We start from the raw sequence: 15,516 nt of genomic DNA on the forward strand, positions 1-15,516 counted from the left end.
TCCTAGATAAAATGAGGTAAACGATGGAAAAGCAAAGTCAGTTACAAATGTTAATTCATTCCCTATACAATAATAAAGAAATTAGCTTGACGGAAGAATTTAGGAAGCAATTGCTGGAAACAGCAAAACAGTTCTCTAGTACTAATGAAGATTTGTTAGCTGTACGTCTTTCTTTTGCCGTCTCTAAAGAATTGTTGAGCTTTAAAGGTGAACCGCCGACAGAGTTGTTGGATTTAGCAAAATTTGTCCAAAAGAAAGAAGCTAAATACAAGCAGGGAATAGTGTGGTCTGGTATTTTTAAGATATGATTTATTATAAAATACGGCATGAACATCATATAATGGATGAATCTGAATATGAGCAAGGCTTGGAGTTCAATATTAAACCAAGTCTTGTTTTCTATACACTGGAACTTTAAAAGGAGTTGTGATGAAAGTATTTCTTCAAAATAGAAATTTTAGGCAATTAACCATCAACCAGTGGATTTCAACGGTTGGGGATACGATTTTTTATCTGGCCTTTTTGAATTATGTGGCAGATGCATCTTTTGCCCCTTTGGCGATTTTACTGATCACGATTTCAGAAACCCTTCCTCAAGTTCTGCAAATCTTTCTGGGAGTTTTGGCGGATTTTCAACATCATCGTGTCCTAAAATATACAATGATTAGTTTTGCAAAATTTTTGCTTTACTCTATCGTTTCTTTATCACTTTCAGGGCAGTCCTTTTCCTTGTTATTAGTAGCATTTATTTGTCTGATTAACCTCTTATCTGACACATTGAGTTATTTTTCAGGCGCCATGCTCACTCCGATTTTCATTAGAATTATTGGGCAAGACCATCTGGCAGAAGCTATTGGATTTAAACAGTCAACTGTTAGTTTAGTGAAAACAATCAGTAATATTCTAGGAGGAGTCTTACTAGGTATTCTATCTATCCAGTCTATTTCCTTACTGAATGCTCTGACCTTTTTAATCGCATTTTTAGGTATTCTTTTCATAAAAACAGACCTCTTGAAAGTAGAAAAAACGATTAGCTATCAAGAAGGACTCTCTGTAAAATCCTTTTGCCAGCATCTGCTCCAATCATCAAAATTGATATGGAATATGAATAAGGTGCTCTTGGTTTTGTTTATTATCTCTATTAGTCAAGCAGTGATAAATGTTACAGTTCCTGTTTCTACTCTGTTTTTGAGGAATCAGCCCTTTTTGAATTTACAAACAGGTCAATCTCTTGCCTTGTTATCCACCCTTGAATTGTCAGCCCTTATTGTCGGAAGCCTTGTGAGTGGCTATCTGAAGAATACAATCTCCATAAAACTAGCCCTATATGCCTCGCTTATTATCCAATTACTCCTTTTAGTTGGCTTTGTGGCAGTTCGTTTTGACTGGATTCTTATCTTTAGTGCCTTGGATGCCTTTTTCGCAGGTATCCTCTCTCCTCGATTACAGGAACTCATTTTTAAACAAATACCTGAGGAGTCAATGGGAGCAGTTCAATCCTCTATCGGTGCCATTACAGTTGTTTTACCTAGCTTATTTACAATAGCTTTGGTAACCATTGCTACTAGCTTTGGAACTCTGGCAGTTAGCTTTGTTTTATTGCTATTTCTTCTAGCTGCCTTTATCATACTCTTGAATATCCGTGAAAACATTTAGCGAAGAATGTGTATATTATATGTTTGAGACTGGATTCCAGTCTGTTTATGATGGCTACAATCAGCAGACTGTTAAATTTTTGAGAAAGTTGCTTGACATTTCAGACCAATCGGTTTATAATTAAAAAATGTAGAGATAAATACATGAGAAAAGAAGAAAAAAACAAGACTACGAAGAGAGAAAATCATTACCGCTGCTTTGTTTGAATTTGCTACAAAAGGCTATCAAGGTTTTGTCATCAATGAACTTTGTAAAGTGGATGGTATTTCCAAAGGAGTTTTGTATCATAATTTTTCAGGGAAATCAGACCTCTATCTAACTTGTTTTCAGGAGAGTTTTGAGAAAGCTTTGGCAGTGTTTCTGGGGGTGGAAGGTCAAGTGCCCTCCTTAGCTGATTATATGGAAAGACGTCACCAATTTTATCAGCAATACCCAGAACATAGCCACATTTTCTTTGAGGCAATGATTGCGACACCAGAAGAATTGGAAGCAGACATTGCACCACAGAAAGCTATCTTTTTGGACTTGAATGAACAAGTTTGTCAAAAACTTATATCAGAATCCAAAAGCTATCTTTTTGGACTTGAATGAACAAGTTTGTCAAAAACTTATATCAGAATCCAAACTGAAAGAGCATATTGATGAGAAACGAGCTATGGACTATCTGCGATTGATTCAAGATATGTTTCGTTCCTATTATTTAACTGTTTCGTCAGATAGCAGTTTGCCTGACTTGGTTTCAGGATATGAACATCAATTATCACAGGTTTTGGATATGATGATTTATGGAATACTAGAGGAAGATTCCTCTAAAAAAGGAGAAAAATAATGTCGAAAATTTGGAAATGGTTGTTACTAATTGCGGGTATTTTTGCAGTTTTTGTAGGTTTTAATATATTTGCACATCCTCTTATTAGCTTGGCTTCCATGACTTTCTGGTTTGCACTTGTATTTGCAGTTCAAGGGATTTCTGAGATTGTACAATACTTCAAATCAGAAGAAAAGCATGGCTGGAATTTATTTGGAGGAATTGTTACCCTCATCCTCGCTCTTACCTTGTTCTCAGGTAGCTTTATTGAAATGGTAACATTTGTACCATTTATCATTTCTTTATGGGCCTTGACAAATGGTATTACAAAAACTATCGTTGGTTTCAAGGTTCGTAAGACGGATAAATCGGTAGGTACCCCTCTAGTTTGGATGGGGATTTTAGGAATCGTAGCAGGTTTAATCATGATGGGACACCCATTGATGACCGGTCTCTATATTAGTTACACCATTGCCTTTGTCTTTATTTATCAAGGTATTGTGGCAATTGTTCAATTCTTCAAGATTAAATAAGAATAAAATGGAGTCTGTCTGATTACAATCAGCAGACTTTTTTCTCTTTCCTGAATGTGTTATAATAGTCCATGCTATGGCTGGAGCCTTTTCAGCCTACTTATACTCTTCGAAAATCTCTTCAAACTGCGTCAGCTTCTATCTGCAACCTCAAAACAATGTTTTGAGCAACCTGTGGCCAGCTTTCTAGTTTGCTCTTTGATTTTCATTGAGTATTATTAAGACAATATGAGGAGAAAGATGAAAGAAAAAGGATTTTGGGAGGGGGCGCAGGCGGCCATGCCAACGGCCCTTGGTTATGTCAGTATTGGCTTGGCCTGTGGGATTATTGGTGCGCCCTATGTGACACCTGTTGAGATGGGCTTGATGAGCCTCTTTGTTTATGCTGGGAGTGCCCAGTTTGCCATGTTGGCACTGATTGCGGTTCAAGCACCTGTGGCAGCTATTGCTATGACGGTCTTTTTGATTAATTTGCGTCTCTTTTTGTTGAGTTTGCATGCGTCAACCTATTTCCGTCATACCAGTCTCTGGCAAAATATCGGTATGTCTAGTCTCTTGACGGATGAGACTTATGGCGTTTTGATGGGCGAGTTAGCCCATACAGACAAGGTCAATCCTATGTGGATGCACGGAAACAATCTCAACAGCTATGTGGCTTGGTTTGTGGGAACAGTTGTCGGAACGGCTCTGGGTGGTCTGCTGCCAAATCCAGAAATCTTTGGTTTAGATTTTGCTCTTGTTGGGATGTTCATCGGAATTTTTGCTTCGCAATTCCAGATTATGCAAAGACGGATTCCTGTCCGCAATCTGCTCATTATCCTAGCAGTTGTTGCGGTGTCCTTCTTTTTACTCTTGACAGTGGTGTCTCAGTCATTAGCTGTTCTGTTTGCGACGTTACTTGGTTGTACAATGGGGGTGGTTTTAGATGGTCAGTAAGTATCTTTTATTAGCAGTTATTTTCTCTGGCTTGGTGACGTGGATTCCCCGTATGATTCCTTTTATCTTGGTCAAGTATAAGGGTTTACCTGCGATTGTTGAGCGTTTTTTGAAGTTCTTGCCCGTTTCTATTATCTTTGCCTTGATTCTTTCAAGCGTAGTGACAGGTAAGGTTGGCAGCCTTCCTCAAATCAAATGGCTGGACTTCTTAGCAGTATTTTCGACGGCTTGGGTAGCCTTTCGCTACCGTAATCTAGTCGGAACGGTTCTCTTTGGAGTGGTCTTAATTGCAGTCTTGCGTTTGATCTTTTAATACTCTTCGAAAATCAAATTCAAACCACGTCAGCGTCGCCTTACCGTACTCAAGTACAGCTTGCGGCTAGCTTCCTAGTTTGCTCTTTGAGAGTATAAATCAGCCATAAAGAAAACTTATCACAGAGATAAATATCATATAATGGCATAATTACTTTTTTTCTGATAAGATAATAAGGTATTCTATTTTGGAGGAAATGACATGAAAAAAATCGTTAAATACTCATCTCTTGCTGCCCTAGGGCTTGTTGCTGCAGGTGTGCTAGCAGCTTGCTCAGGTGGTGCTAAGAAAGAAGGAGAAGCAGCTAGCAAGAAAGAAATCATCGTAGCAACTAACGGATCACCAAAACCATTTATCTATGAAGAAAATGGTGAATTGACAGGTTACGAGATTGAGCTTATTCGTGCTATCTTTAAAGACTCAGACAAGTATACTGTCAAGTTTGAAAAGACAGAGTGGTCAGGGATTTTCCCAGGACTTGATAGCGATCGTTACCAAATGGCCGTTAACAACCTCAGTTATACCAAAGAACGTGCAGAGAAATACCTCTACGCAGCGCCAACTGCTAAAAACCCTAACGTTCTTGTAGTGAAAAAAGACGACACTAGCATCAAGTCTCTTGATGATATCGGTGGAAAATCTACTGAAGTCGTTCAAGGAACAACCTCAGCTAAACAATTGGAAGCATACAACACAGAACATGCGGATAATCCAACTGTCCTTAACTACACTAGAGCAGACTTCCAACAAATCATGGGACGCTTGAGCGATGGCCAATTTGACTACAAGATTTTTGATAAAATCGGTGTTGAAACAGTCATCAAGAACCAAGGTTTGGACAACTTGAAAGTTATCGAACTTCCAAGTGACCAACAACCGTACGTTTACCCACTTCTTGCTAAAGGTCAAGATGAGTTGAAAACATTTGTAGACAAACGCATCAAAGAACTCTACAAAGACGGAACTCTTGAAAAATTGTCAAAACAATTCTTCGGAGACACTTACCTACCAGCAGAAGCTGATATTAAATAATTATTTGAAGTCATCCATTCTGATTCAGATGGGTGATTTCTGAGTCTTTAGGGATATAGTTTTAAACTATATATCTGACTACATAATAACAATTTGTGAAATAAAACAAATTGTGAGATACTAGTACGGTATTATTTTTAAGGAGAAAGAATCATGAAAATCAAAAAATGGCTTGGTGTAGCAGCCCTTGCTACAGTCGCAGGTTTGGCTCTTGCAGCTTGCGGAAACTCAGAAAAGAAAGCAGACAATGCAACAACTATCAAAATCGCAACGGTTAACCGTAGCGGTTCTGAAGAAAAACGTTGGGACAAAATCCAAGAATTGGTTAAAAAAGATGGCATTACCTTGGAATTTACAGAGTTCACAGACTACTCACAACCAAACAAGGCAACTGCTGATGGCGAAGTAGATTTGAACGCTTTCCAACACTATAACTTCTTGAACAACTGGAACAAAGAAAACGGAAAAGACCTTGTAGCCATTGCAGAGACTTACATCTCTCCAATCCGCCTTTACTCAGGTTTGAATGGAAGTGACAACAAGTACACTAAAGTAGAAGACATCCCAGCAAACGGAGAAATCTCTGTACCGAACGATGCTACAAACGAAAGCCGTGCGCTTTACTTGCTTCAATCAGCTGGCTTGATTAAATTGGATGTTTCAGGAACTGCTCTTGCAACAGTTGCCAACATCAAAGAAAATCCAAAGAACTTGAAAATCACTGAATTGGACGCTAGCCAAACTGCTCGTTCATTGTCATCAGTTGACGCTGCTGTTGTAAACAATACCTTCGTTACAGAAGCAAAATTGGACTACAAGAAAGCACTCTTCAAAGAACAAGCTGATGAAAACTCAAAACAATGGTACAACATCATTGTTGCGAAAAAAGACTGGGAATCATCACCTAAGGCTGATGCTATCAAGAAAGTTGTTGCAGCTTACCATACAGATGAAGTGAAAAAAGTTATCGAAGAAACATCAGACGGTTTGGATCAACCAGTTTGGTAATAAGAAATAGGGAGGTGGGAGAGAAAATTCCACCTCTTGCTTTTGTATAGAGCATGGATTGTCAGGAAGAGTAGTTCATAGAAAGGTAGAGAGAATATGGTTTTTCCTAGCGAACAAGAACAAATTGAAAAATTTGAAAAGGATCATGTAGCCCAGCATTATTTTGAGGTTTTGCGTACCTTGATTTCTAAGAAATCAGTCTTTGCCCAGCAGGTGGGTCTCAAAGAAGTCGCAAATTATCTGGGTGAGATTTTCAAACGTGTTGGGGCTGAAGTGGAGATTGATGAGAGCTATACGGCGCCCTTTGTCATGGCGCATTTCAAGAGTTCGCGTCCAGATGCCAAGACCCTGATTTTCTATAACCACTATGACACTGTGCCAGCGGATGGGGATCAGGTGTGGACAGAAGATCCTTTTACTCTTTCAGTCCGCAATGGCTTTATGTATGGGCGTGGGGTTGACGACGACAAGGGTCATATCACGGCTCGTTTGAGTGCTTTGAGAAAATATATGCAGCACCATGATGATTTGCCTGTCAATATCAGCTTTATCATGGAGGGTGCGGAGGAATCGGCTTCGACAGATCTGGATAAGTATTTGGAAAAACATGCGGATAAACTCCGTGGTGCGGATTTATTGGTCTGGGAACAAGGGACCAAAAATGCCTTGGAACAGCTAGAAATTTCTGGTGGAAATAAGGGGATTGTGACCTTTGATGCCAAGGTAAAAAGCGCTGATGTCGATATCCATTCGAGTTATGGTGGGGTTGTGGAATCAGCTCCCTGGTACCTCCTTCAAGCCTTACAGTCTCTTCGAGCTGCAGATGGCCGTATCTTGGTTGAAGGCTTGTACGAAGAAGTTCAAGAACCAAATGAACGAGAATTGGCCTTGGTGGACACTTACGCCCAACGAAATCCAGGAGAAATCAGCCAGATTTATGGTTTGGAATTGCCTCTCTTACAAGAGGACCGCGCAGCCTTTCTAAAACGATTCTTTTTCGAGCCAGCTCTTAATATCGAAGGGATCCAGTCAGGTTATCAAGGACAAGGAGTCAAAACGATTTTGCCTGCAGAAGCCAGCGCTAAGCTAGAGGTTCGTTTGGTTCCTGGTCTAGAACCGCATGATGTTCTGGAAAAAATTCGGAAACAGCTAGACAAAAATGGCTTTGATAAGGTAGAATTATACTATACCTTGGGAGAAATGAGCTATCGAAGCGATATGAGCGCGCCAGCCATTCTCAACGTAATCGAGTTGGCCAAGAAATTCTATCCACAGGGCGTCTCAGTCTTGCCGACGACAGCGGGGACAGGGCCTATGCATACGGTCTTTGATGCCCTAGAGGTACCAATGGTGGCCTTCGGTCTAGGAAATGCCAATAGTCGAGACCACGGTGGAGATGAGAACGTGCGAATCGCCGATTACTATACCCATATTGAATTAGTAGAGGAGCTGATTAGAAGCTATGAGTAGAGATATTATCAAGTTAGATCAGATCGATGTGACTTTTCATCAAAAGAAGAGAACCATCACAGCGGTCAAGGATGTGACCATTCACATCCAAGAAGGGGATATCTACGGAATCGTTGGATATTCTGGAGCAGGAAAATCAACCCTTGTACGGGTTATTAACCTCTTGCAAAAACCATCTGCAGGGAAAATTACCATTGACGACGATGTGATTTTTGATGGCAAGGTGACCTTGACGGCAGAGCAGTTGCGTCGTAAACGTCAGGATATTGGAATGATTTTCCAGCATTTTAACCTCATGAGTCAAAAGACGGCAGAGGAGAATGTAGCCTTTGCCCTCAAACACTCTGGACTCAGCAAGGAAGAAAAGAAAGCTAAAGTAGCCAAGTTGTTGGATTTGGTTGGCTTGGCAGATCGTGCTGAAAACTATCCTTCACAGCTATCTGGAGGGCAAAAACAGCGTGTGGCCATTGCGCGTGCCTTGGCAAATGATCCAAAAATCTTGATTTCAGATGAGTCAACTTCTGCCCTTGATCCTAAGACCACCAAGCAGATTTTGGCCTTGTTGCAAGATTTGAACCAAAAATTAGGCTTAACTGTTGTCTTGATTACGCATGAAATGCAGATTGTCAAAGACATTGCCAACCGTGTGGCAGTCATGCAGGATGGGCATTTGATTGAAGAGGGAAGTGTCCTTGAAATCTTCTCAGACCCTAAACAACCTTTGACCCAAGACTTTATCTCAACAGCGACAGGTATTGATGAAGCTATGGTTAAAATCGAGAGGCAAGAAATCGTGGAACATTTGTCTGAAAACAGCCTTTTGGTGCAACTCAAGTATGCAGGGGCTTCAACAGACGAGCCACTTTTGAATGAGCTATACAAGCATTATCAAGTAACGGCTAATATCCTATATGGGAATATCGAAATCCTCGATGGGACTCCTGTTGGAGAGTTGGTTGTGGTCTTGTCGGGTGAAAAAGCAGCGCTAGCAGGTGCCCAAGAAGCCATTCGTCAAGCAGGCGTACAACTAAAAGTATTGAAGGGAGGACAGTAAGATGGAATCATTTATTCAAACCTATTTGCCAAATGTCTATAAAATGGGCTGGGCTGGTCAGGCTGGCTGGGGAACAGCCATATATCTAACCCTTTATATGACAGTTCTTTCCTTCATTATCGGAGGGTTCTTGGGGCTTGTTGCAGGACTTTTCCTTGTCTTGACAGCACCAGGTGGTGTTTTAGAGAATAAGGTCGTTTTCTGGATTCTAGACAAGATTACTTCTATTTTCCGTGCGGTTCCATTTATCATTCTCTTGGCAGTTTTGTCCCCCTTTTCACACCTAATCGTAGGGACAAGTATCGGACCAAACGCGGCTATCGTACCGTTATCTTTTGCAGTATTTGCCTTCTTTGCCCGTCAGGTGCAGGTTGTCTTGGCTGAACTGGATGGCGGTGTCATTGAGGCGGCTCAAGCGAGCGGAGCGACATTCTGGGATATTGTAGGTGTTTACCTATCAGAAGGTCTTCCAGATTTGATCCGTGTGACAACTGTGACCTTGATTTCCCTTGTTGGGGAAACAGCTATGGCCGGTGCGGTTGGAGCTGGTGGTATCGGTAACGTAGCCATCGCTTATGGATTTAATCGCTACAATCACGATGTGACCATCTTGGCAACCATCATTATCATTTTGATTATTTTTGTAATCCAATTCTTGGGAGATTTCTTGACCAAAAAATTGAGCCATAAATAAAAAAGAGCCGCGTGGCTCTTTTTTAGTAATCAGATTTTCTGTGCCAATTTTTTACTCAAGGCTTGTCCAATCAAGGCACCCACTAGGGCTCCGATGACAATACTTGCGATAAATAGAAGAACGGTTCCAGGGTTTGGCGCGACCATGATACGGTCAATATATTCTTGGGATTTTCCTCTTGCCAGAAGAGTAGCCATATAGGCTTTGGGAGTAATCCACATAAGTAGAATTGGTCCTGATGTGCTAAAGGCGAAAATAACGAAAGAAAGGAAATTCTTTGTTTGGTCCTTGTATTTTCCTAAATGAGCTACTCCATCTGCTAGGAGGCCACAGATAATTCCAGGAAGGAAGGCACCAGCACCGTGTTTAGATCCCAAGAAAAAGAAGGCCATGACAAGGCCGATAGTGGTAATGGCTCCAAAGCGCGGAATTTTTGCGACTAGGATCATATAGACGCTACCGCCGACAAGGGCAGTAAAGGCAGGCGCATAAAACATGTTTCCAGTTTGGTCAAAGAGATTGCCCAAAAGGACACCAATCCCCATGCAGAGGAAGTAAAGAACTGCAAAAAGCAGTGTAGTTAAGATAGATTTTTTCATGAATTGTCTCCTGATAATTTTCTCATAATTCTCATTGTACCACGGTTCGATGGGATTGTAAATGGAAAATAGAAGTTTTTGAAAACGCTTAAAATATGATATAATAGTTTTATAGTTATTTTTAGGGGGATATCATGGGTAGATTTTTAGACTTTGTCTTTAATCGTTTCTTTTTAGGGATGATTGCGACAGCCTTCTTTTGGCTATTAACCTTGGCAGGAGGGATTATCCTTGGTCTAGCGCCGGCTAGTGCTACCTTGATGAGCCTATATGCAGAGCATGGTTATAGCTTTCGGGAATACACTTTGAAGGAGGTTTGGTCTCTTTATAAGCAAAATTTTGTCTCAAGCAACCTGATTTTCTATAGCTTTTTAGGTGTGGATTTAGTTTTGGTCTATGGCCTGTATCTATTGGTTCAATTACCTAATCAGACCATCGTTCATTTGATTGCGACCTTTTTGAATGTCTTAGTAGTTCCCCTCATCTTTTTGGCCTATACAGTGTCTTTGAAATTACAAGTTTATTTTGACTTGTCTTATCGAAATAGTCTCAAACTATCCTTGATTGGCATTTTTATGAGTCTAGCAGCTGTGGCCAAGGTTTTTCTTGGGACTGTGCTACTTGTGGCAATTGGTTACTATATGCCTGCCCTACTTTTCTTTGTAGGAATTGGGATGTGGCATTTCTTTATCAGTGATATGTTGGAACCGGTCTATGAAAGTATCCATGAAAAATTGGCGACAAAATAGAATGAAGCAGTTTTGGCTACATACGCTTCTAAGAACCTACAGTTCAGTTATGATGATTATTATTGCGAGTTTTGCAATCTTACTCTCTTACGCTGACTGGGATTCACGGGAAAAGGAAGCTCAAAGAGTAGCCCAACGTGTAACCACTCGAACAGTTGATGAGGTGGAGTATTATTATCGGGAGTCAGCCCAACTGGCGCAGGCTTTGGTTGAAAATCAGGCTCGTATTGAGGGAATTTATAAGTATTTTAGTCTGAGTACGCCTGAATATTTTTATTGGCAGTTAGAACGTAAGGCTTCTCCGTATATATCAGTATCTTTATATGAAAATATTGATGATCTCTATGTTCGGAATGATTTTGTTACTGGAGTTGCGATTGCTCTTCAAGATTATAAAGAAGTTTATGTGTCAGCCAGAGACAAACGCGGTGGAGAGAAAATCTCAGCTGAGGATTTTAAACCAGCAGAAAACAGTTTTGCCATTCCTGTATCTGATCCTGTCTCGGATAAAGATTTGGGAGTTGTCTATATCTCTTTATCTCCCAATGTCTTAAATGGAGCTATTGATAATACTAGGGGGCATATACCTATGGCTGTATTTGTAACCTCTCCTTTTGAGACAGAGATGTTTCATATTGGGGAACAATTGTCCTCAGATAAAGAAAATTGGTTTGTCGGTATTACTTCTCATGGCTACAGAGTTCAAGTAGCTGTTGCTAAGAACTTTGTTCTGTTTGGCACCTTAAGAAGTTCGGCTCTAATTGTTAGTTTGAGTATCCTCTTTATTGTCATACTATATGTTACCTTGAGGAAGACTTTTTCAAATTATCAAAAGCAGGTAGTGGATTTGGTGGATTCCATTCAAGCTATTGCCCAAGGAGAGGAAGGTCTTCGTATTGACACACTTGAAAAGGATCAGGAATTGCTCCTAATCGCGGAGACGACCAATGATATGTTGGATCGATTGGAAAAGAATATCCATGATATTTATCAGTTAGAACTTAGTCAAAAAGATGCCAATATGAGAGCCTTACAGGCTCAGATTAATCCTCACTTCATGTATAATACTCTGGAGTTCTTGCGCATGTATGCAGTCATGCAAAGTCAAGATGAGTTAGCGGATATCATTTATGAGTTCAGTAGCCTGTTGCGTAACAATATTTCGGACGAAAGAGAAACTCTTCTCAAACAGGAATTAGAATTTTGTCGTAAATATAGTTATCTTTGCATGGTTCGTTATCCCAAGTCCATTGCCTATGGTTTCAAGATAGACCCAGAGTTAGAGAATATAAAGATTCCTAAGTTTACCTTGCAACCGCTGGTAGAAAATTATTTCGCTCATGGTGTTGACCATAGACGGACAGATAATGTGATTAGCATTAAAGCTCTTAAACGAGATGGTTTTGTGGAAATTTTAGTGGTAGATAATGGTCGTGGTATATCGTCTGAAAAGCTGGCAAATATTCGAGAAAAATTAAGTCAGAGACATTTTGAACACCAAGCAAGCTATAGTGCAAAAAGGCAGTCTATTGGAATTGTCAATGTCCATGAGCGTTTTGTACTCTATTTTGGGGACCGCTATGCCATTACGATAGAGTCTGCGGAGCAAGCAGGTGTTCAGTATCGTATTACAATTCAAGATGAGTAGAAAGGGAGAAAATGTATAAAGTATTATTAGTAGATGATGAGTACATGGTGACAGAAGGTCTGAAACGTTTGATTCCCTTTGATAAGTGGGGTATGGAGGTCGTCGCAACAGCCAGTCATGCTGATGAAGCCCTAGAATATGTTCAGGAAAATCTCGTTGATGTCATCATTTCAGATGTCAATATGCCCGACAAAACAGGGCTTGATATGATTCGGGAAATGCAAGAGATCTTACCAGATGCCGCCTATATCCTGCTTTCAGGTTATCAGGAGTTTGATTATGTAAAAAGAGCAATGAACCTTAGTGTGGTGGACTATTTGGTCAAGCCAGTAGATAAGGTAGAGTTGGGAAATCTGCTGGAGAAGATTAAAGGTCAGCTTGGAGAGAGAGGGAAGAAAAGTCAGATCCTCAGTCAAGATTTAGACGAGACTGGATTTGTTAGTTATCTAGGAGGTAAGGAGAATTGGTGGATAGGCCTATCCAAGGAAAAACAAGGCTCCTTCACCATTCCCTACTATGTCTTGGGTCAAGATTGGCAGATTTTCATTTCTGACCAACCTCTAGATGGTTTAGTCGTTACTTCCTTTGAAGCTCCCCATCAAGAACACTTTGAACGCTGGAAGCTGAATGCTGAGAAAGCCCTCTTTTACGGTTCGGTAAATTTGGAAAAATCTGAAAGTCTATTCACTTATTATGAACCAATATATCGCGTGATTATCCAGGGGAATATCACTCAAATCATTGAGGAGCTGACACTACTGGAGAAAGTTGTTTTAGAGAATACACCAAGAGTGGCTATCACCAAACAACTTTTTACACAGTTTGTCATGGATATCTTCCATTTGTTTGAGAATTTGAAGGCGGATGATATGACTGAGATGGTCAAAACGATTCATGCGATTAATTCTTTTGAGAAGTTGGTTTCTTATATTAAAGGTACTCTGACCCGATTCTTTGGACAATATCGTATGAATGAAAATGTGGTTAGTGTGCTAGAAGTCATTGGGCGTGATTATCAAAAAGAACTTTCCCTCAAGGATATCAGTAAGGATCTCTTTATCAATCCTGTCTATCTGGGACAGTTGATTAAGCGAGAAACCAATTCGACCTTTGCTGAATTGCTCAATAAACAACGTATTAAGGCTGCCCAACAACTTTTGCTTTCAACTAGTGACAGTATCGAAGATATTTGTTATGCTGTTGGTTACAGTAATGTTGGATATTTCTATAAAGTGTTCCGAAAATTGTGCGGAAAATCGCCAAAAGCCTACAGAAAACAGGTAGAAACTATACTATAAGATTTGTATTCCCTTACAAAAGGTGTTATAATATAAATAATAATATCAGGAGGTTCTATCATGAAAAAGAAACCGATTTATCTATGGGTCTTGCTAATCTTGTCTGCTCTTATTTCAGTTACGTCTCTGTTTGGAATTTTGAGTCCCTTACCTAGCAAAGAAGCCGTTCGTGCGAGTCAGAAAACTATTGAAGGGATTAGTGCTCAGCAATTAGAAGACCAGCTTAATTACACCTATAGAGTAGCAGAAGCATCTCATTCTATTTTTAATGTTGCCTTGATTGTGCTGTCTGCTATTTTAGTGGTAGTAGCGATTGTGTTCCTTGTTCGTAAAAATTTGCAATATGCAAATTATACTTATGTTGGCTATGTTTTGTTAGCTATTATTGGTTCAATTTATAGCTATGTGGCTTTGCAAGACGCTGTCCAGTTGGTTAAAGATGAGACCATGCGTTTGACAATGAGTATTGGTTCAAAAGCTGTTAGCATTTTCTATATTGTCATCAATGTTCTTTTCCTAGCTCTTGTCTTCTATAAGATGTGGCGTCAACAGAAAGCCTTGGCAGAAGAAGAGGAAACAGAAGAACTTGCCTAAGTATTGACAAAAAATAACTATCAAGATACAATCTTGGTAGTTGTTTTTCGATTATAGATAAAATCATGGAGGTACATATGAAGACAATTTCTTTAGTTTATATCAGTTTGAGTGGCAACACTGAGAGTTTTGTGACGCGCTTGAAAGATTATCTCTTGTCCCAGTACGAGGGAATTGAGGTTCAAAAGATTCATATCAAGGATTTGGTCAAGGAAGGCCAAGATTTCTATGAAATGGATCATCCTTATGTCACTTTTTTGCCGACCTACCTAGAAGGTGGAAATGGCGTGGACAACGGAGATGTTGAGATTTTGACGACACCCGTTGGGGATTTTATCGCCTATGGTGACAATGCTAGTAAGTGTTTTGGTGTGGTTGGTTCAGGAAATCGTAACTTTAATAACCAATACTGCCTGACAGCCAAGCAATACAGTCAACGTTTTGGTTTCCCTGTATTGGCTGACTTTGAAATGCGAGGTATGCTGGAAGATATCAAACATGTCGCAGCTATTATTGCAGATTTGTATGAGTTGGAAAGTTAAGCTGAAACCAATCTTTCAATCATTAGAAGAAAGAAGTTATTATACACTCCTTTATAGTAGGGATAAAAATTACCGATAAACTTTTATATAAATGTTACTTGATATGGTTGTAAGATAAAAAACCTGCCCTAAAAAACCGAGAAGCTTTCTTCTCGGTTTTTGATTATTTCAATTGATCTGTAATGTCTTTTGATAGCAACATTCCCAGATGGTAAGTTTTATTGATATACGCAATGACATCATTGATGTTTTCAGTCGTTTGAATTTTCTCTTTGATATCAGTCCTAAATGTTTCATCCTTTAAAAGTTGTTCTTGGTAGAGTTTTTGCAGTCTCTCTTTCTCGTACTTATTAAGCAGAAAAAGGAAAACCAAGCTAATCACAACGAGGATATAAGCATATTGGCTCATAGGATATCTCCCTGTATGATAAAGAAGTAGTAGTGAATAAATCGATTTAGTGGATCTAAAATAGCAGAACAAGCTAGCAAAAACTTGATAAGATTTTTGATAGACCTCTAAACCAAAATCCGTATAGGCTTTGGTCTTAGTTACTTAGACTGCTTTACAATCAAGTAACTTGA

At 39.7% G+C, this 15,516-nt stretch carries 19 protein-coding genes; 17 read left to right on the forward strand and 2 right to left on the reverse strand.

The annotated features are described in order from the left end of the window. Positions 1-23 precede the first annotated feature (23 nt). The 12 genes from EII37_RS02535 (at position 24) to EII37_RS02590 (ending at position 9,504) form a co-directional block, all read left to right on the forward strand. On the forward strand, positions 24-308 hold the full coding sequence (locus tag EII37_RS02535; protein ID WP_004254985.1) for a bacteriocin immunity protein: 285 nt from the start codon (positions 24-26) through the stop codon (positions 306-308). Positions 309-429: 121 nt separating this feature from the next. Then, positions 430-1,656, forward strand: a complete 1,227-nt coding sequence (locus tag EII37_RS02540) for an MFS transporter (RefSeq protein WP_004254988.1) — start codon at positions 430-432, stop codon at positions 1,654-1,656. Between the two features lie 198 nt (positions 1,657-1,854). Further along, positions 1,855-2,247: a TetR/AcrR family transcriptional regulator gene (locus EII37_RS11320; RefSeq protein ID WP_257617117.1), complete on the forward strand. Its 393-nt coding sequence runs from the start codon at positions 1,855-1,857 to the stop codon at positions 2,245-2,247. A gap of 64 nt (positions 2,248-2,311) precedes the next feature. Continuing rightward, positions 2,312-2,485, forward strand: a complete 174-nt coding sequence (locus EII37_RS11325) for a hypothetical protein (protein WP_228111531.1) — start codon at positions 2,312-2,314, stop codon at positions 2,483-2,485. Then, the gene (locus tag EII37_RS02550; protein WP_124787499.1) at positions 2,485-2,997 is read left to right on the forward strand and encodes an HdeD family acid-resistance protein; all 513 of its coding nucleotides are present in this window, start codon (positions 2,485-2,487) and stop codon (positions 2,995-2,997) included. The genes EII37_RS11325 and EII37_RS02550 overlap by 1 nt, the downstream gene beginning before the upstream one ends. Positions 2,998-3,237: 240 nt before the next feature. Continuing rightward, positions 3,238-3,933, forward strand: a complete 696-nt coding sequence (locus EII37_RS02555; protein WP_000659743.1) for an AzlC family ABC transporter permease — start codon at positions 3,238-3,240, stop codon at positions 3,931-3,933. Further along, positions 3,923-4,246 carry an AzlD domain-containing protein gene (locus EII37_RS02560; protein WP_124787500.1) on the forward strand — a complete coding sequence of 108 codons (324 nt, stop codon included), beginning with the start codon at positions 3,923-3,925 and terminating at the stop codon, positions 4,244-4,246. Before EII37_RS02555 ends, EII37_RS02560 begins: the two co-directional genes overlap by 11 nt. Positions 4,247-4,447: 201 nt before the next feature. Further along, the gene (locus tag EII37_RS02570) at positions 4,448-5,278 is read left to right on the forward strand and encodes an amino acid ABC transporter substrate-binding protein (protein ID WP_124787501.1); all 831 of its coding nucleotides are present in this window, start codon (positions 4,448-4,450) and stop codon (positions 5,276-5,278) included. A 153-nt stretch (positions 5,279-5,431) separates the two neighbouring features. Further along, complete coding sequence (locus EII37_RS02575) at positions 5,432-6,286, forward strand: MetQ/NlpA family ABC transporter substrate-binding protein (RefSeq protein ID WP_124787502.1); 855 nt, start codon at positions 5,432-5,434, stop codon at positions 6,284-6,286. Between the two features lie 96 nt (positions 6,287-6,382). Beyond that, on the forward strand, positions 6,383-7,756 hold the full coding sequence (locus tag EII37_RS02580) for a M20/M25/M40 family metallo-hydrolase (RefSeq protein WP_124787503.1): 1,374 nt from the start codon (positions 6,383-6,385) through the stop codon (positions 7,754-7,756). Further along, complete coding sequence (locus tag EII37_RS02585) at positions 7,749-8,810, forward strand: methionine ABC transporter ATP-binding protein (RefSeq protein WP_124787504.1); 1,062 nt, start codon at positions 7,749-7,751, stop codon at positions 8,808-8,810. The genes EII37_RS02580 and EII37_RS02585 overlap by 8 nt, the downstream gene beginning before the upstream one ends. A gap of 1 nt (position 8,811) precedes the next feature. After that, a complete protein-coding gene (locus EII37_RS02590) occupies positions 8,812-9,504 on the forward strand; it encodes a methionine ABC transporter permease (RefSeq protein ID WP_124787505.1) in 693 nt (230 codons plus the stop codon). Between the two features lie 29 nt (positions 9,505-9,533). Here the strand turns inward: EII37_RS02590 and EII37_RS02595 are convergent, their stop codons facing one another. Then, a complete protein-coding gene (locus EII37_RS02595) occupies positions 9,534-10,103 on the reverse strand; it encodes an MptD family putative ECF transporter S component (RefSeq protein ID WP_124787506.1) in 570 nt (189 codons plus the stop codon). A 134-nt stretch (positions 10,104-10,237) separates the two neighbouring features. Between EII37_RS02595 and EII37_RS02600 the strand changes: the two genes are divergently transcribed. The 5 genes from EII37_RS02600 to nrdI all read left to right on the forward strand — a co-directional run bounded on the left by EII37_RS02600 (position 10,238) and on the right by nrdI (position 14,934). Further along, on the forward strand, positions 10,238-10,852 hold the full coding sequence (locus EII37_RS02600) for a YesL family protein (RefSeq protein ID WP_124787507.1): 615 nt from the start codon (positions 10,238-10,240) through the stop codon (positions 10,850-10,852). Next, complete coding sequence (locus tag EII37_RS02605; RefSeq protein ID WP_124787508.1) at positions 10,830-12,500, forward strand: sensor histidine kinase; 1,671 nt, start codon at positions 10,830-10,832, stop codon at positions 12,498-12,500. The genes EII37_RS02600 and EII37_RS02605 overlap by 23 nt, the downstream gene beginning before the upstream one ends. A gap of 11 nt (positions 12,501-12,511) precedes the next feature. After that, on the forward strand, positions 12,512-13,798 hold the full coding sequence (locus EII37_RS02610; protein ID WP_124787509.1) for a response regulator transcription factor: 1,287 nt from the start codon (positions 12,512-12,514) through the stop codon (positions 13,796-13,798). A gap of 60 nt (positions 13,799-13,858) precedes the next feature. Beyond that, a complete protein-coding gene (locus EII37_RS02615) occupies positions 13,859-14,392 on the forward strand; it encodes an ABC transporter permease (RefSeq protein ID WP_124787510.1) in 534 nt (177 codons plus the stop codon). 77 nt (positions 14,393-14,469) lie between these two features. Then, a complete protein-coding gene (gene nrdI / locus EII37_RS02620) occupies positions 14,470-14,934 on the forward strand; it encodes a class Ib ribonucleoside-diphosphate reductase assembly flavoprotein NrdI (protein ID WP_124787511.1) in 465 nt (154 codons plus the stop codon). Between the two features lie 163 nt (positions 14,935-15,097). Here the strand turns inward: nrdI and EII37_RS02625 are convergent, their stop codons facing one another. Beyond that, positions 15,098-15,343, reverse strand: coding sequence for a hypothetical protein (locus EII37_RS02625; protein WP_049544515.1), 246 nt, complete (start codon positions 15,341-15,343; stop codon positions 15,098-15,100). Positions 15,344-15,516 lie beyond the last annotated feature (173 nt).

Origin of the sequence: Streptococcus sp. OH4692_COT-348 (genome assembly GCF_003859975.1) — a bacterium.
Lineage (GTDB): Bacteria > Bacillota > Bacilli > Lactobacillales > Streptococcaceae > Streptococcus.

Coding starts and splice junctions, on each gene's coding strand:
- EII37_RS02540 (WP_004254988.1), top strand. CDS start 430: ATGAAAGTATTTCTTCAAAATAGAAATTTTAGGCAATTAACCATCAAC.
- EII37_RS02585 (WP_124787504.1), top strand. CDS start 7,749: ATGAGTAGAGATATTATCAAGTTAGATCAGATCGATGTGACTTTTCAT.
- EII37_RS02580 (WP_124787503.1), top strand. CDS start 6,383: ATGGTTTTTCCTAGCGAACAAGAACAAATTGAAAAATTTGAAAAGGAT.
- EII37_RS02575 (WP_124787502.1), top strand. CDS start 5,432: ATGAAAATCAAAAAATGGCTTGGTGTAGCAGCCCTTGCTACAGTCGCA.
- EII37_RS02560 (WP_124787500.1), top strand. CDS start 3,923: ATGGTCAGTAAGTATCTTTTATTAGCAGTTATTTTCTCTGGCTTGGTG.
- EII37_RS02610 (WP_124787509.1), top strand. CDS start 12,512: ATGTATAAAGTATTATTAGTAGATGATGAGTACATGGTGACAGAAGGT.
- EII37_RS02555 (WP_000659743.1), top strand. CDS start 3,238: ATGAAAGAAAAAGGATTTTGGGAGGGGGCGCAGGCGGCCATGCCAACG.
- EII37_RS11325 (WP_228111531.1), top strand. CDS start 2,312: ATGGACTATCTGCGATTGATTCAAGATATGTTTCGTTCCTATTATTTA.
- EII37_RS02605 (WP_124787508.1), top strand. CDS start 10,830: ATGAAAAATTGGCGACAAAATAGAATGAAGCAGTTTTGGCTACATACG.
- nrdI (WP_124787511.1), top strand. CDS start 14,470: ATGAAGACAATTTCTTTAGTTTATATCAGTTTGAGTGGCAACACTGAG.
- EII37_RS02590 (WP_124787505.1), top strand. CDS start 8,812: ATGGAATCATTTATTCAAACCTATTTGCCAAATGTCTATAAAATGGGC.
- EII37_RS02550 (WP_124787499.1), top strand. CDS start 2,485: ATGTCGAAAATTTGGAAATGGTTGTTACTAATTGCGGGTATTTTTGCA.
- EII37_RS02600 (WP_124787507.1), top strand. CDS start 10,238: ATGGGTAGATTTTTAGACTTTGTCTTTAATCGTTTCTTTTTAGGGATG.
- EII37_RS02570 (WP_124787501.1), top strand. CDS start 4,448: ATGAAAAAAATCGTTAAATACTCATCTCTTGCTGCCCTAGGGCTTGTT.
- EII37_RS02595 (WP_124787506.1), bottom strand. CDS start 10,103: ATGAAAAAATCTATCTTAACTACACTGCTTTTTGCAGTTCTTTACTTC.
- EII37_RS02615 (WP_124787510.1), top strand. CDS start 13,859: ATGAAAAAGAAACCGATTTATCTATGGGTCTTGCTAATCTTGTCTGCT.
- EII37_RS02535 (WP_004254985.1), top strand. CDS start 24: ATGGAAAAGCAAAGTCAGTTACAAATGTTAATTCATTCCCTATACAAT.
- EII37_RS02625 (WP_049544515.1), bottom strand. CDS start 15,343: ATGAGCCAATATGCTTATATCCTCGTTGTGATTAGCTTGGTTTTCCTT.